Source organism: Blastocatellia bacterium, from assembly GCA_035573895.1.
Taxonomy (GTDB): Bacteria; Acidobacteriota; Blastocatellia; order HR10; family HR10; genus DATLZR01.
The window spans coordinates 1-15894 of record DATLZR010000119.1; the positions used below are offsets into that span (position 1 = coordinate 1).

Sequence of the window (15894 nt, forward strand, 5' to 3'; positions counted from 1 at the left end):
GCGACTGCCCCGCGCGGCCATCCACGTCATTCCAAACGGCATTGAACTCGAGCGGTTTGACCAGCCTCAATTCTCGACCTGTCGAACAGAACTCCGTCGCTCTCTCGGATTCGACCCGCAAGATCAGTTGGTGTTAGTGCCGGCAGTATTGCGCGAAGGGAAGGGGCATGAGCGACTCATCCAAGCCGCACCGGCACTGCGGGCACGGGTGCCGGCTGTGCGTATCCTCTTTGCCGGCGGTGGCCCGCGCGAGAGGGCGCTTCGCCTGCAAGCCCAGTCCGCTGACGGCGCCATCATCTTCCTGGGGCCACGTCAGGACATCCCGGAGCTGTTAGCCGCCTGCGATCTGGTGGTGCTTGTTTCAGATGCTGAGGCCCTGCCCACTGCCTTGATAGAAGCGGCCGCTGCTGGCCGCCCGGTGGTGGCCACGCGTGTCGGCGGTGCCGCAGAAGTGGTGGAGCACGGCCGTACCGGCTGGTTGGTACCGCCCGATGATCCGGTTGCACTGGTGGAGGCCATGGCTAATCTCCTGAATGATCGTCGGCGCGCTCGAGCCTTCGGCGCGACAGCACGCCAACTGGCCTACGAGCGGTTTTCCATTGACCTTCAGCTCGAGCGTACCTTGGCGCTTTGGTCAGAAGTGGTCAGAGGAGCACAACGATGAAGATTATCTGGAGCATCCCGGTTCGTGGCGAACGTCTGACGTCCGCTCGCGGCGATCTTGTGCGGGCGCGGCGGTTGATCGAGGCGCTGCGAGAGGACGGACATGATGTGCGTGTGGTCGAGGACGCAGCCGCAGGCTATTCGGATTTCATCATTTCGGCCTACCGCCGGGTGGTACGACGCGCCCTGCCCCGAAAGCTCGCTCTCCTGCTCAGGGATGTCGGTCGCTGGCTGCATGCACGCCAACACGGTCGCCGCGTCGCCGCTGCCGCGCTCAGGGAGAGGGCCGACGTCATCATTGAGACCCAGGTACACCTGGCTGGCTCAGGTGCCTTAGCGACGAAGCTGAGCGGCATCCCGCTCATCCTCGATGACTGCTCGCCGAGCAGCGAAGAGATAATCTTAGGCGCGGGCTGGCCGGGTCTCGTGCGCCGCGTGTTGAGGCAGCAGATTCGAGCGGCCTCGGTCATCGTGGCTGTGTCTGCTGCCGCGCGGGAGCGATTGATGGAAGAAGGTGCACCTGCCCATAAGGTGTTCATCATACCGAATGGTGTTGACCTGACCGCCTACGGGCAGGGGTCTCGTGAAGCCATGCGACAACGACTCGGCTTGGCCGACCGGATCGTACTTGGCTTTGTCGGATCTTTCCAACCCTGGCATCGAGTAGAACTTCTGGTCGAAGCCTTGGCCCTTCTACGAAACTATTGTCGCCTTCAGGTGGTTCTTGTGGGAGATGGCCCCTGCCGGGATTCGGTCTTAGCCGCCAGCCGCCGCTTGAACGTTAGCGATCGCGTTACGGCCGTAGGTGCAGTCTCGCCGTCCGAAGTTCCCGAATTCCTCTCCGCATTCGACGTAGGCGTCCTCCCGGGCAGTAATGACTATGGGCATCCCATGAAGCTGCTGGAGTACGCGGCAGCAGGGTTGCCATCGGTCGCTCCGGACCTGCCTTCGATACGCTCGGTGATTGAGCACGGCGTGACGGGGCTGCTCTTTTCGGCAGGCCAGGTGAACTCGTTGGCTGCTACTCTGGCCCAATTGGTCACAGACGAACAATTGCGCCACCGTCTCGGTGCCTGCGCTCGCCGCCAGATCGCTCTGGGTGCTTCATGGAGGGATCGTGCCTGTTCCTTGGTGTCCGCGTTCAAGATGCCGATCCTTGCCTCCGATTGCGAGGGGGAGCCGATCGGAGTCCAGACCACCAGTCTCACAGAGAGGGGGAGGCAATGATATACGAGCTTATCTTTTTCTCGTCCCTGGCGATCTGTTTCTACGTCTACATCGGGTATCCACTGCTGGTGGCAGCCATAGCAGCGATTCACCCGCGCGACGTCCGCCGGAAAGCCATCACCCCTTCCCTCAGCGTGATCATTGCCGCCCACAACGAGGAAAAGGTCATCGGCGCAAAGTTAGAGAATACCTTGAGCATGGACTATCCCAGCGATCGGCTGGAGATCATTGTTGTGTCCGATGGCTCGACCGACAGGACTGAGTCCATCGTCTGCCAGTATGAGAAGCAGGGCGTGCACCTGCTCTCTCTTGCCCGTTGTGGGAAGGTGCAGGCACTCAACCAGGGTGTCGCTGTGGCCACAGGTGAAATCCTTGTGTTTACCGACGCCAATGCCCTCCTGGACAGTTCGGCCCTGCGTCGGTTGGTCGCCAATTTTGCTGATCCCGAAGTGGGAGGCGTTTGTGGCAACCAACGGTATCGGCAGATCCCTACGGGCGATTGCATCAGTCAAGGGGAGAGCCTCTACTGGGCCTATGACAAATTCATCAAGCGAATGGAGAGCCGGGTCGGCAGCATCGTTGGAGCCGATGGCTCGCTTTACGCCATCAGAAGAGATCTCTTTGTGCCCATTGAGAATCCGGCACAAGCCGATGATTTCGCAATCTCCATGCGGGTGGTCACCCAGGGATATCGCCTCGTGTTTGAGCCGACAGCCGTGTCGTATGAGGAAGCGCCGACATCGAGCACGCGAGAATTTTGGCGTAAGGTACGGGTGACCAATCATAGCCTGCGAAGCCTCTTGGACAGGAAGGAGGCGTTCAATCCGTGGCGGACGGGTTTTTACGCTCTAGAGCTGCTGTCTCACAAGGTGCTGCGCTATCTGGTGCCGCTGTTGCTGGTGCTAGTTCTGATCACCAATGCGCTCCTTATACCGGCCTCACGCGTTTTTCAACTCCTGTTCCTCGGTCAGGTGCTCTTTTACGGTGGCGCGCTCGTGGGCTACTGGTTGCGCCACCGATCATGGGGCCGATGGAGACTCTTTTACATCCCGTTCTACTTTTGCTTAGCCAATACAGCGGCTTTCTTGGGTCTACTGTCATTGTTGAGAGGAGAGCGAATCACCCTCTGGCAACCGCACAGAGACCCCTGCCTTGCTGCCAGAAAAGGTGTACCATGAAGCGTCACCAGTCTCTGATCATTGCTCTGTATCTCATACTGCTTGGATGGAGCACGGCCACTCCAGGGAAGCAGGGCCAGGCGGCCTCTCCGCCAACAGGTCAAACTAACGCTCCCTCCGGAGAACGCTCGGAGACCCAGAAGACTCCTTCTCCCCAAGAGAAGACCGGAGCACAACGAACTCCAAGCCAGGCGCAGGAGCCGGACCTGTCTGTCGAACCGCCGCAAGAGAGGTCGGTCATAATCCCTCAGCCGCTTCCTGCCGGACCGAGCCGATTCCGGGCCGAGGTGGGAGTTTTACCCCGATATAACAGCAATCTCTTCAGTGCCACGGCTGGAGCGCCACGGCAAACGGCCTTGATCACCACGCTAGCAGTTAAGGTGGAGGCCGACCTCGTTCGAGGCGAGGGGTCTACTATGACAGCCCGATTCGCAGGTCACCGCAATGTGTACCAGGGAATTGAAGGGGCAGATTCATCGGACTTCGACATTTCGCTGGAGTACGGATTCGGGCGCAACCGGTTAGCGCTCACCTATTTCATGACACCTCGGCGGCTGGTATATGTCGTTGGTGACGAACGCGTTGTGAACCGCCTGGATGGAGTGGATCTTCGATTTTCTCGGCGGATAACGCGTCGCACACGGTCCAGAGTCGGTTATGAGTTCACCCGCGAGCGCTTTCCCATCCTCGGCGAGCGCAATTCGGACAGACACAGACTTAGTGGCGACATTCGCTATCGAATTCATGATCTGCTGGCCCCGGGGATTGGCTTCGAGTGGGGGCGCGTCACCGCCAACTCGACCAATTACAATCGTGACGAAGCAGCCCTACTGCTTTTGTTAGACAGCCGCTTCAAAAATGCCATCTGGGCCAGTATGCGATATCGTTACGGCCAGCGGCATTACACCACTACCAATTCGACTGCCGGGAACTTCGGCCGCCGGGATCGGCGCCATGAGATTCGCTGGCAGGCCAGTGTTAGAACCACCCGCCACTGGGGATTCCTCTTATACGGTTCCTACACAACTAACGCTTCGACCCGTGAGCGTCGCTCTTTCACCGGCTACGAAGTTGGTGTTGGCATGGTGTTTCGATTCCCTTAAGCGCGAATAAGCGCCTGACATTGCTCCGGTAGTCTCCTGGTTGGTACTGCTTGGTCAAGATTTATCTTCGCGGATAGTCGCCCTATTGAGATCGCCACCGCAAACGGCGGTACATCCTTTTTTATGGACGATGACAGCCATGGCATCCTGCCACATCCCCACCCACACGAGTCAGGGATGGACACAACCGCGCGCGCCTTCCCGCGTCCCACGCGAGGTAGGAGGAGCACCTCACGGCTACATCGCTCGGATGTGAATTCCCTTTCACTCTCCAGCAGGCCGTACAATCTTCATCTCGACCCTCGTTGCCTGACGAGAGAGCAAAAAGAGGACCCGTACTCGTGACGCTCAAGATCAAAGCCGACGCGCCCACGGAAAACCCGGAAGAGCTCGTCACGCTGGCGCAGAAGGTGTCCACGCTCACTGTGAACCGGGCGTTGCGCGAGAGAGAATCAGAGTCGAGCGCTCTACCAGATGCTGGTGCAGCCTGTGGAAAAGGTGCTCTCATCGAGCCGACGGCTCATCATCGTGCCCGACCGAGTGCTCGCCTATCTGCCTTTTAAGCCGCTTCTCAGGGATCGCGCTTCAACACCGAATCCGCAATCGGCAACCCACACTCCTCACTACCTGATCGAACAATGCACGATCAGCTACGTGCCGGCAGCCCTGGCGCTGCGGGCCATCCGGCAACGTCCGATGCACGGCGACCAGGCGGCGAAGCAATTGCTGGCCTTCGGCGATCCGATCTACGCCCGGCGAAGTCGGCATCGGACGAAACCTGCCACCGCGCAAGACACGACAACACGGGCGCTCGCCTTTTACACCGAACGGGGATTCAATTTCACCCGACTGCCGTACACCCGCGCCGAGGTCACAGGAATTGGCCAACTCCATCCGGCACACGAACAGCAGATCTATCTGGGTCACCAGGCGCAAGAAGAAACCCTCAAACGGGAAAAGCTCGAGCAGTATCGCTATGTCCATTTTGCTACGCACGGCATCATCAACGAAGAGAAGCCGGCCCGCTCCGGATTTGCGCTGTCGCCCGGAGATCACTCGTCGGAAGATGGCGTGCTCCAGTTGAGCGAGATCATGCGGCTGAAGCTCAACGCCGATGTGGTCACGCTCTCGGCCTGCAGCACGGGGTTGGGTAAACTGCTGGCGGGAGAAGGTATCATCGGGTTGACGCGCGCCTTCTTCTACGCGGGAGCCCGCAGCCTGGTGGTGAATTTCTGGAACGTCAACGACGCCGCTACCGCTGAGCTGATGAAGGCGTTTTATCAAAACCTCAACCGGGAATGGCCCAAAGATGAGGCGGTGTGACAGGCGAAGCTGAAACTACTGACGGGGCAGCACCGCATCTGGCGACATCCCTACTTCTGGGCTCCGTTTGTGCTGGTCGGCGAGGGACGGTGGCGCGAATGAGCGATCGGTACGAAGAAACTCCACTCGGTTTGACGTTGAGAGACCTGGCCTGCTGCCTTCCTTCTACCAGAGGCCAACAGTTTCCCACCCGGAGCGAATGTCTCTAGAACTCGTTTTGAAAACCGCCTCTGGACTTTGCTAAACGAGAGGCTTGGCCTGCAGGGGCACTGGACCGGGGAGTAGTGGCAAAAGAGTCGCGTCCCATCTCCCGCGCCCGAGTTCCTTGCCGGAAGAGGCCGTCCCAGAGTGAATTGACTGCAAGCGCCTTTAAGGCACCCTCTGGATTCTCTCGATCGGCGCACCCTTCGCCTGGTTTTTTCAGTCTCGCCGGGAGCCGCTGGCCATGTCGGCTTGTAAGACCGTCGGGATTTCTGGCAGAATATTGACGTATGAAACGAGCGATTGTGGCCAGTGTCCTTTTCCTTTTGGCCGACGCGATCCTTAGTGTCGGTCAGACGTCAGAGCCCTCCTTCTTTCCTCTCGATCAGGTCAGGCCGGGACTTCGCGGGATCGGAAAAACGGTTTTTGAGGGGCGGAAGATCGAAGAGTTCGAGGTTGAGATCCTCGGTGTCCTGCCGGGCAAGCCTGGTCCCAAGCAGAGTATCATCATTGCTCGACTGAGTGGGCCGCAGATCGAACGAACCGGTGTGTTTGCAGGAATGAGCGGGAGCCCGATCTATCTCGAGGGAAAGCTCCTGGGGGCGATTGCCTATGCCTTTCCCTTCTCACGGGAACCGATTGCCGGAATCACCCCCATCCAGGATATGCTCGGGGTGCTTCGAGAGAAATCGGCTGTCGTATCACCTGCCGACACGCCGTCGCGATCCGAGATCAGGCGGGTGAGTGTTCTTCGCTCCGACAGTTTTGGCACCAGTCTAGCTTCACTTCTTGACCTGAAGACCGAGGCCATTTCGCTCGACGGGGGACCGATCGGCCTATTGTCCCCGACCTCCGTTGGTGGATACAGCTTACTGCCGATTGCGACTCCTCTGGCGGCATCGGGGATTCCGCTCGAGGCCCTGGAGAAATTTCTTCCCGACCTGCGGCAGGTTGGACTCCTGCCGGTGAGCGGTCTGACAGCAGGAGCGAGGATCACGCCGCTCACTCCCGCAACCGAGCGCACGCTGGAACCGGGATCCGCCGTGAGCATCCAGCTTGTGCGAGGAGATTTCACGCTGGAGGCGATCGGCACCGTCACCTGCCGACTCGGCGACAAGGTATACGCCTTCGGACACCGATTGTTCAATCTCGGTGCCATCGAGATGCCGATGTCTTCGGCCAGTACTATCACCATCGTCCCCAGCACAATGAATTCGTTTAAGCTGGGCGTGACGGAAGACCTCGTCGGCGTGCTCAAGCAGGACCGGTCGGTGGGTGTGCTGGGCACACTCGGCGTGGCTCCCCAGATGATTCCCGTCACCATCACGCAGCGTACGAGTCGGGGAACGACCGAAACCTATCGGTTCGAGATGGTCCACAACAACGTCCTCACGCCAGTTTTGACCAATCTCACCGTCTTCAGTGCCATCACCAACAGCGAGCGAAGTTTCGGTGATGCGACGCTCCGGCTGCGCGGTCGCATTCAGGTGACCGGCGAGGAGGATGTGATCCTCGATCATCGGTTTTCGGCCCTGAATGAGGCTCCGGTTCAGGCCTCGCTCGCCGTGGCGTTGCCCGTGAGTTACCTGCTGGGGAGCGGATTTGAGAACGTCACGATCAAAGGGATCGAGCTGGAGATCGAAGCGATGGAGACGCGACGCGTCGGCGTTGTGGATCGCGTCTGGGTCAACCGCACGGACGTGCGTCGCGGAGAATCGGTGGAAGTTCAGGTCTACGCCCGCACCGGAGATGGCCGGGAGATCGTCGAGCGCGTGCCCGTCGAAATTCCCGAGGATGCCCCGCTGGGAAAACTTTCGGTTGTTGTCGGTGACGGCTCGTCCATTCAAGCCTATGATGGGCGGGCTCCGTTGCTCGCCCTCGGATCGGTTCAAAATCTCGGCCAGCTCATCCGGGCGCTCAACCGCTTGCGCAAAAGCGACCGGCTCTATCTCAAGATCGTTCGGGCCACGACCGGAGCCGTCGTCAACAACGAAGAGCTGCCACTGCTGCCTCCGTCAGTGCTGGCCACGATGGGATCGGATCGCACGGCGGGTGGCTATCAACCGGTTCAGTACGCCACGCTCAAAGAGATCGAAATCCCCGCGGGCGATTATATCCTGGCCGGACAGCGACAGGTCACCATCACAGTGGTCAGGTAACGGTGACTCCTTCCCCCCATAACGAAACGATTCTTGATGCGGGAAATCGCCTCCCGCCTTATTCTCTCGTTCGGGTGAGGAGAAAGCAAAATGACGAACATCTTTTTCTCGGCATTAACCCGGAGAGTTTCAGGCAATGACATTGGTCAATCGCAGCGGAGGGGATCGCGTCGAGGGCGACGCCCTCGGATTCTGGTAACTCTCCTGGCGGTGACAGCGTGGGTGTTCCTTTTGTCGGCTCCTCCGATCAGGGCAGGTGGGACCCAGTACTGGGAGCTTCAGACTCAATCGAGCCTTCTTCGAGGAGAAGCCCAGGGCGTGTCCATCACTCGGGAAGGGCGTTTGGTGCTCGCTCCCCGGGTCGAACAAATTTTTGATACCGGGCAGGCCTTCGTCTGGTCCGTGACGAGCGATCACAAAGGGACGCTCTATGTAGGAACGGGACATGACGGCAAACTCTTTCAGGTTGATCGTAGGGGAACGGGAAGACTTTTCTTCGACAGCGAGGAGCTGGACGTCACGGCTCTGGCCGTTGATTCGGAGGGAAATGTCTATGCCGGGACATCGCCCAACGGCAAAGTCTATCGGCTCACCCCACAGGGGCGGCAAACGATTTTCTTCGACCCCGAGGATACCTACATCTGGTCGCTCGTCTACTTTCGGGATCAGCTTTACGTTGGTACGGGCGTAAAGGGGAGAGTCTACAAAGTAATGAAAGACGGAAAAGCAGAACTTCTGGCCGATACACGCGAGACCAACATCATGCGGATGACGGTTGATGTTCAGGGAGACCTCATCGTGGGGACGGATCCCTCGGGTCTGATCCTGCGGATCACGCCGACGGGAAAGCAGTTCGCCCTCTATGATTCACCTCTCCGGGAGATCCACGATGTGATTCTGAGTCCCGACGGCTCCATCTATGCGGTGGCATTGAGCGATCGTGGGTCACCCTCGACAGGTTCGACTTCGACTCCGGCGCCATCGTCCGCCCAATCTTCCACCGTCGTGAGCAGCACAGGGAGCGTCACAGTCACGATTACAAGCACCGATCTCACACCACCGCTCTCATCCGCCGACACGGAGGCGCAAGGATTCAGCAGTGCCGTTTACCGGCTCGATCCTTCGGGCTCGGTCGAGACGCTCTGGACGACGAACACATTCAGCGCCTTCAGTCTCCTGCGCCGCAGTGAGGGTGACCTCCTCGTCGGGAGCAATGACAAGGGCCGCCTCTACCGACTCGATGCGGCGGGCTCGGCAACCGTGCTGACGCAGTTTCCCGAAGGACAAATCTCCCGCCTACTCCGCGATGGTGCCACGCTCTATGCCATCACCAGCAATCTCGGGAAGGTCTTCCGCCTTGGTCCCGATCTTGCCCCGAGCGGCACCTATGAATCAATGGTTTTTGACGCGCGCTTTCCCGCCCAGTGGGGAACGATTTCCTGGCGGGCGCAGGCGGGTCTGGTTGAGGTCCAGACCCGAAGCGGCAACACCGAGACACCGGATGCCAGTTGGAGTGAATGGTCAGCTTCTTATCGGAGCGGCGAAATTATCAAAAGCCCAACGGCCCGATTCATCCAGGTTCGCGTGAGCCTGAAGCCCTCGCCGACAAGTGAGGGGACAGCCTGGATTGAAGGACTTCGTCTGGCCTATCTGCCGCAAAACGTCAAACCGACGATCTCCTCGCTGGAGGTCCTGCCTCCGGGAGTGGCTCTTCAGGAAGTCCCCCAACAACCGCTTGATCCCGGTATCCTCAGTTCGGGACTTGATCCCGCTCTCTTCGGGTTAGGCGGTCCCGTGCCGCCCCGAAAAGTTTATCAACGTGGCGCGCGCTCGCTGCAATGGACGGCCACCGATCCCAATGGAGATCAACTCATCTACAGCATTTCCTATCGCTCAGTGTCGGACACGGAGTGGAAAGTTCTCGCTGCCGATCTGAAGGAGGCCTATTATACCATTGATGCCGATGCGCTTCCCGACGGGCTTTATGTCTTCAAAGTGAGCGCGAGCGACTCTCCGTCCAATCCGCCTGACCGTGCGCGCACCGATGAGAAAACGACCAATGTCATTTTGATTGACAACACGTCTCCCCTCGTTCGCTCCTCCTCGCCTCGCGTGAGCGGTTCGCAGGTGGAGATTGAGTTCACGGCAGAAGATGCCACGAGCAATATCTCACGGGCCGAGCTGAGCGTTGATGGCGGACGCTGGCAACTCGTCTTCCCTACCGATGGGATGACGGACTCTCCCACCGAACGGTTCACCGTCACCGCCACATTCGCTCGAAGCGGTGAGCATACGCTCACACTCCGCGTTTCCGATTCAAACATGAACGTTGGCTGGAGCAAAGTCACCGTGCGAATACCATAGCCTTGGGCATCTCTTCGGGTTGGGACAGGAGCGTTCCGAGCGGGCTGGATGTTCAGGTCAACGAGCCCGAGGCGCGCGCTGCCGGGCGATTTTTGGAAGAGTTGCTCAAGGGGCTCTGACTTCCGCCAGGAAATGCAGGAAAAATTGCACCACCGAAAAGGGCCCACCGATGATGGAATTGTGGAAATCTTTCATCCGGAGAGAGATTCCCCCACGGTTCCGCGTGTTTCGCGGGTTCTTTTGGGAGGAGAAAGCCAAAGGTTACCACCAGAGGTTTAGGGAACTTCGGTCCCGTTCCTTCGTTATACACTGATGAATCGTAAGCAAGAATCGGTCGGGAAGTTGCCCTTGTCAGGCCGGAGGGAGATTCCTCGTCGCGGGCGAGGTCGTGCCCGCAGACGTGTCAATCGCCAGGCAGGTTTATCGTGCCGTTGACAAAGATTCTACTGAGGCGCAATCTGGACGGGCATCCTCGCGCCTCCCTTCTACATCAGATGGTCGGAACCAGGAGAAAGCACATGGAACGAATATACAGGAGTATCATATTCGGGATGATGCCTATGGCGGCACCAGTAACAGCCAAGCGTACGGGGCTTCAAATTTCTCAGCAACATCAGGACCGCCAGATGCTTCTGGTGGCTGAAGGAAAGCTGACGGTCACGACGATCTCTCAGATGGAGCAGGCTGTGAGTTCTGCCCTTCGATCAGGGGCCTCGTCAGTGGTCCTTGATCTCTCGGGCATCTGTGATGCAGATGCCTCGGGCATTGGCCTCCTCGTCAAAATGTATGATCAGGCGTTCCACCGGGGTGTGGATCTACGGTTCGTCGTTCCCCCGGGACGCCTCGCGGAGCTTATCGAGCTAGCCCGTTTAGGACACATTCTCCCTCTTTTCCCAGACCAACGGTCGGCACTGACGCAAAGCCCACCGGTTTAGAAAGTCTCCGGTGGCATCCCGGCTGGCGAGCGCCGGTTCGTGCGGGTCGTGCTCGCTCGCCGAACAACTTCCCCGAAAAAATCACCCGCCCCGCCTGCGGCTTTCTCCGGTTACTGAGAGGGGATGTCTTGAACAGCCGTTCTCAGCCCCTTCGAAACCAGCCATCGCCCTGCTGGCGCAGGGCATCCAGTGTTGCCTGTAGCTCGCGATGCTTGTTCTCGATCTCTTTTTCGTCGGCATCGGGAGCGACCGTGATCGGCTGACCAAGTAAAACGACGGCGCGAGTGAAGGGATAGGGGATCTGGAAACGATCCCAACTGCGCGCTTCCCAATATTTCTCCGCAGAGATGTGAAAGGGGAGAATGGCCTGGCCGGTGAGCTTGGCCAGCAGGACCGCTCCCTTTTTCGCCACGTAGACGGGCCCTCGGGGACCATCGAGGGTGAAAGCCGTATCCATGCCGTAGTGCAGGCACGCGATCATCTGTTCCAGCGCACGACCGCCTCCCCGGGTGGAAGATCCTCGCGCAGCACCATAACCGAATCGTTGAATGAAACGGGCGATGTACTCGCCGTCAAAGCTGCGACTCGTCATCACGACAATGCCGCGACGACGCCAGAACCACGTGGCGAGGAAGACGCGATTATGCCAGAAGGCGAAAATGATGCGTTTGCCCGAGCGGAGAATTTCGTCGTAATAATGACCGTTGACGACTGTCCACCGCACGCTCCAGCCCACCGCCGCAATCCACCAGTAGGCCACCAGACCAATCGTCCTGATGATCCACCGATCCTTCCACGAATACCGGGAGAGGTCGGCGAAGTCATAGACAGCCTTTCTTAACTCCGTTTCACTCCAGCGGATGGTGAGACGGCGACTCTCCACGGATTCCACGGTGGGTTCGATGACGGGACGAAGCCGCTCTCCGCTCATCTTCATCCGCCGGTGTCATTCCTTCGTCGCTTCGAGATGTTTGATGAGCGCCGGAACAATCTCAAAGAGATCGCCCACGATGCCGTAATCGGCGATGTCGAAGATAGGAGCGTCACGATCCTTGTTGATGGCGACGATCGTGCGTGACCCCTTCATCCCCACAACATGCTGGATGGCACCGGAGATGCCCACGGCGAGATAGAGCTTGGGCGACACAGTCTGGCCGGAGCTTCCGATCTGCCGCTCCATCGGCAACCAGCCGCTATCGCAGATGGGGCGCGAGGCTCCGATTTCCGCTCCCAATACCTCGGCCAATTTCTCAACGAGACCCATATTTTCCTGGCTCTTGATGCCGCGTCCGACGGCAACAATGCGCTCGGCTTGACTGAGATCAACGGCCTGCTTGGCTTCGCGGAAGAGTTCCATCGGGCGCGTGCGGATCTCCGTCGTGCTCAGATCAACCGTCAACGGGCGAACTGGCGTTGCTCCGCCCACGGCCTCATCACCGCGAAACGCTCCCGCCTGGAAGCTGACAAAATAAGGGGGCTCGCCGACGAACGTGACATCGGCGTTGATCTTTCCCTGGAAGATCTGACGCACGAAGATCAATCCGTTTTCGTCTTTGCGATAGCCGATGCAATCGCTGATGAAGGGGCGACCGAGGGAGGCGGCCACTTTGGGGGCGAAATCGCGCACCTGATAGGTGTGACTCATGACTACGAGATAAGGACGAAGCTGACCCACAACCTGAGCAAGAGCCGCAGCATACCCATCGGGAGTGTAGACGGCCAGTTTCTCGTCCTCGACAAGGTAAACCGCCGCGAGTTGTTTGCCCGCCACCTCAGCCCCGAGATCATTGATTCCCTGGCCAAGGAGCACGGCTGAGACGTCCCCGCCGAGATCGGCGGCCAGCTTCTGGCCCGCCGTAATGGCTTCCCAGGTCGTGCGGTTCAATTTCCCCTCACGATGCTCCCCAATGACGAGGACATGAGTACTCATCAGAAGCTCCCTCCTTCACAGGACCTTAGCTTCGTATTTCAATTTTTCCACCAGTCGGGCCGCGATCTCTTCGGGTTTCCCCTCGATGAATTCCGTCTGCTTTGTTTTGGTGGGGAAGTAGACCCTCAGCAATCGCTGCTTGTTCTGAAGATCATCGGGAGTGAGGCCGAGATCGGCAGCCGAGAGCTTCTTGACCTCTTTCTTCTTGGCCCCCATGATTCCTTTCAACGTCGCGTAGCGAGGCTGATTGATTCCCGATTGAATGGTCAGCAGCGCCGGGAGGGGAAGCTCGATCCACTGGAACCAACCACCTTCCAGTTCGCGTTTGACCTTGATCCGACCATCGAGGACATCAATGTGCATGACGATGGTCGTATGCGGAAGTCCGAGGCGCTCGGCCAATATCACTCCCGTTTGCCCGTATCCGGCATCGTCCGATTGCAATCCGGTGAGAACGAGATCGGGTTTTTCCGGAGCGATTGCCGTCGCCAGGACCCTCGCGGTGTTCAATGCATCCAGGCCCTCAAAGGCTGGATCGAGAAGGTGAATCGCGCGATCGGCTCCCTTGGCCAGTGCTTCCTTGATGGCTTGATCCGCTCGTGCTGGCCCCATCGTGCAGACGACCACCTCGCCGCCGAATCGCTCCTTGAGGCGAAGTGCTTCCTCAAGCGCATAAACATCCGGCTCATTGATCTCCCAGGTGAGATCGGCTTCCTTGATCCAAGTTTGCTCGTCGTTGATCCGAAGCGGCAGGTCCCGCTTCGGAGTTTGCTTCATGCACACGATGATCTTCATCGTCGTCCCTCCTCACTCCGTCACGGAGCTGTCATCGGCAGGAGCCTGCCCGGAGGTCTCGACGGACGCCCCCTCCGATCACTCCTCATATCGTTTGAAGAGCAAAGCGGCATTGGTTCCACCAAAGCCGAAGGAATTCGAGAGCGCGTAGCGCACGGGTGCCCGCCGCGCCTGATTGGGAACATAATCGAGATCGCATTCGGGATCCGGATTCTCGTAATTGATCGTCGGGGGGATGATCTGATGGTAAAGCGTCAGCACCGAGATTCCCGCTTCCAGCCCGCCGGCGGCGCCCAGCAGATGCCCCGTCATAGATTTTGTCGAGCTGACCGCCAGTTTGTAAGCATGTTCGCCGAAGACCTGCTTGATGGCGAACGTCTCCAGTTTGTCGTTGTAATAGGTGGAGGTGCCATGGGCGTTGATATAGTCCACTTCTTCGGGGCGGATGCCGGCATCCCGGAGGGCGGTGCGCATGACGCGCACGGCCCCATCGGCATCCTCGGGAGGTTGGGTGATGTGAAAGGCATCCCCGGTCATGCCATAGCCGACGATCTCCGCGTAGATGCGTGCGCCCCGGCTCAGGGCATGTTCCAGGCGCTCCAAAACGAGAATACCCGCCCCCTCACCCAGGACGAACCCGTCACGATCACGGTCAAACGGACGACTCGCTCGTTGCGGCTCCTCGTTGCGTGTCGAGAGGGCTCGCATCGCCGCGAACCCCGCGACGCCCATCGGCGTGATGGCCGCTTCTGTACCTCCGCAGATCATCACATCGGCATCCCCCCGCTCGATGATGCGGAAGGAATCGCCGATGGCATGGGCTCCCGCCGAGCAGGCCGTACAGGTGGCACTGTTGGGCCCCTTGGCTCCGAAGCGAATGGAGACCTGTCCGGCAGCCAGATTCACAATGGTGGCGGGAATGAAAAAGGGAGAGACGCGGCCCGGCCCTCCCTCGAGATACTTCTGGTGCTCCCGCTCGATGATCGAGAATCCGCCGATGCCCGATGCGATATAGACGCCCACGCGCTCGGCGTTGGAGGGCGTAATCCGCAATCCCGAATCATCCACCGCCTGCTGCGAGGCAGCAATGGCATAGTGGATGAAGGCGTCCATCTTCTTGACCTCTTTCTTCTCGATATACTGGAGGGGATCGAAATTTTTCACCTCGGCGGCGAAGCGCACGGGGAACGCCGAGGCATCAAAGTGAGTGATGTAGTCCACACCACTCCGCCCCTGAATCAAGCCCTGCCACGTCTCCTCGGTCGTGTTCCCAAGGCCGCTCACCAGCCCAATTCCTGTGACGACGACACGTGGTCTCAAGATTCATCGCCTCCTCATCAAGACCGCGGCCTTCCGGGCGCGATGACTCACATGTCGCGCAACCGTTCAGCCCGACCTATTTTTTGTGCTTCTGGATGTATTCGATGGCATCCCGAACACTGGTGATCTTCTCCGCTTCCTCATCGGGGATCTGGATGCCGAATTCCTCCTCGAACCGCATCACCAGTTCGACGGTATCGAGCGAATCGGCTCCGAGATCGTCAACGAATCGAGCATTGGGCGTGACTTCGGATTCATCCACGCCCAGCTCCTCGACGATGATCTGTTTCACTCTCTCTTCAATTGATGTGCTCATCGTTGGCGCCTCCTCGCAAGAACTGGAACGATCATTGTAAGCTGATCGGTATCCCTGATCAACCGGCGGCTTTCATCTCTCCAGTCAGCATGTCACTCCGATTCTTCGTTGCCGCATCCTCACCATCTCCTCCAGGGAGCGAGCCCTCGTCTCGGCCGGACATCACATGTAAAGCCCGCCGTTGATGTTGAGCACATGCCCGGTAATGTAACCCGCCTCGTCGGAGGCGAGGAAAACGACCCCAGCGGCGACATCACGAGCCGTTCCCACGCGCTTCATGGGAATGGCCTCCAGGATTTGCTGGCGGTACTTCTCATCGAGAACCTGCGTCATGGCCGTATCAATATAGCCGGGAGCAATGGCGTTCACCGTGATGTTGC

Annotated in this window: 13 protein-coding genes and 1 pseudogene; 8 read left to right on the forward strand and 6 right to left on the reverse strand. The window is 59.0% G+C overall.

All coding sequences use genetic code 11. The features are described from left to right. From VNM72_10870 to VNM72_10905, 8 genes and pseudogenes are all read left to right on the forward strand, one after another. Positions 1 to 664, forward strand: a 664-nt coding sequence (locus VNM72_10870; protein HXF05902.1) for a glycosyltransferase family 4 protein, incomplete at its 5' end; no start/stop codon positions are given. Beyond that, positions 661 to 1890 (forward strand): glycosyltransferase family 4 protein, encoded by a 1230-nt coding sequence (locus tag VNM72_10875; GenBank protein HXF05903.1) that lies wholly within the window; start codon positions 661 to 663, stop codon positions 1888 to 1890. The genes VNM72_10870 and VNM72_10875, both read left to right, overlap by 4 nt. After that, positions 1887 to 3068, forward strand: a complete 1182-nt coding sequence (locus VNM72_10880) for a glycosyltransferase family 2 protein (protein ID HXF05904.1) — start codon at positions 1887 to 1889, stop codon at positions 3066 to 3068. The genes VNM72_10875 and VNM72_10880 overlap by 4 nt, the downstream gene beginning before the upstream one ends. After that, positions 3065 to 4171 carry a surface lipoprotein assembly modifier gene (locus VNM72_10885; GenBank protein HXF05905.1) on the forward strand — a complete coding sequence of 369 codons (1107 nt, stop codon included), beginning with the start codon at positions 3065 to 3067 and terminating at the stop codon, positions 4169 to 4171. The genes VNM72_10880 and VNM72_10885 overlap by 4 nt, the downstream gene beginning before the upstream one ends. A 468-nt stretch (positions 4172 to 4639) precedes the next feature. Then, positions 4640 to 5494, forward strand: a pseudogene (locus VNM72_10890) (CHAT domain-containing protein). A gap of 491 nt (positions 5495 to 5985) precedes the next feature. Beyond that, complete coding sequence (locus tag VNM72_10895; protein HXF05906.1) at positions 5986 to 7854, forward strand: SpoIVB peptidase S55 domain-containing protein; 1869 nt, start codon at positions 5986 to 5988, stop codon at positions 7852 to 7854. A 90-nt stretch (positions 7855 to 7944) separates the two neighbouring features. Then, positions 7945 to 10218 (forward strand): hypothetical protein, encoded by a 2274-nt coding sequence (locus VNM72_10900; protein HXF05907.1) that lies wholly within the window; start codon positions 7945 to 7947, stop codon positions 10216 to 10218. A 560-nt stretch (positions 10219 to 10778) separates the two neighbouring features. Then, positions 10779 to 11153 carry an STAS domain-containing protein gene (locus VNM72_10905; GenBank protein ID HXF05908.1) on the forward strand — a complete coding sequence of 125 codons (375 nt, stop codon included), beginning with the start codon at positions 10779 to 10781 and terminating at the stop codon, positions 11151 to 11153. A gap of 142 nt (positions 11154 to 11295) precedes the next feature. Here VNM72_10905 and VNM72_10910 read toward each other — a convergent pair whose 3' ends face one another. The 6 genes from VNM72_10910 to VNM72_10935 form a co-directional block, all read right to left on the reverse strand. After that, entirely contained in the window at positions 11296 to 12084 is a 789-nt protein-coding gene (locus VNM72_10910) for a lysophospholipid acyltransferase family protein (GenBank protein ID HXF05909.1), read from the reverse strand. A 15-nt stretch (positions 12085 to 12099) separates the two neighbouring features. Then, complete coding sequence (locus tag VNM72_10915) at positions 12100 to 13083, reverse strand: electron transfer flavoprotein subunit alpha/FixB family protein (GenBank protein ID HXF05910.1); 984 nt, start codon at positions 13081 to 13083, stop codon at positions 12100 to 12102. Positions 13084 to 13098: 15 nt separating this feature from the next. After that, positions 13099 to 13878 carry an electron transfer flavoprotein subunit beta/FixA family protein gene (locus tag VNM72_10920; GenBank protein HXF05911.1) on the reverse strand — a complete coding sequence of 260 codons (780 nt, stop codon included), beginning with the start codon at positions 13876 to 13878 and terminating at the stop codon, positions 13099 to 13101. A 78-nt stretch (positions 13879 to 13956) separates the two neighbouring features. Further along, positions 13957 to 15198, reverse strand: a complete 1242-nt coding sequence (fabF, locus tag VNM72_10925) for a beta-ketoacyl-ACP synthase II (protein ID HXF05912.1) — start codon at positions 15196 to 15198, stop codon at positions 13957 to 13959. A gap of 76 nt (positions 15199 to 15274) precedes the next feature. Next, on the reverse strand, positions 15275 to 15514 hold the full coding sequence (gene acpP / locus VNM72_10930) for an acyl carrier protein (GenBank protein ID HXF05913.1): 240 nt from the start codon (positions 15512 to 15514) through the stop codon (positions 15275 to 15277). 162 nt (positions 15515 to 15676) lie between these two features. Then, on the reverse strand, positions 15677 to 15894 hold a 218-nt coding region (locus tag VNM72_10935), incomplete at its 5' end, for an SDR family oxidoreductase (GenBank protein ID HXF05914.1).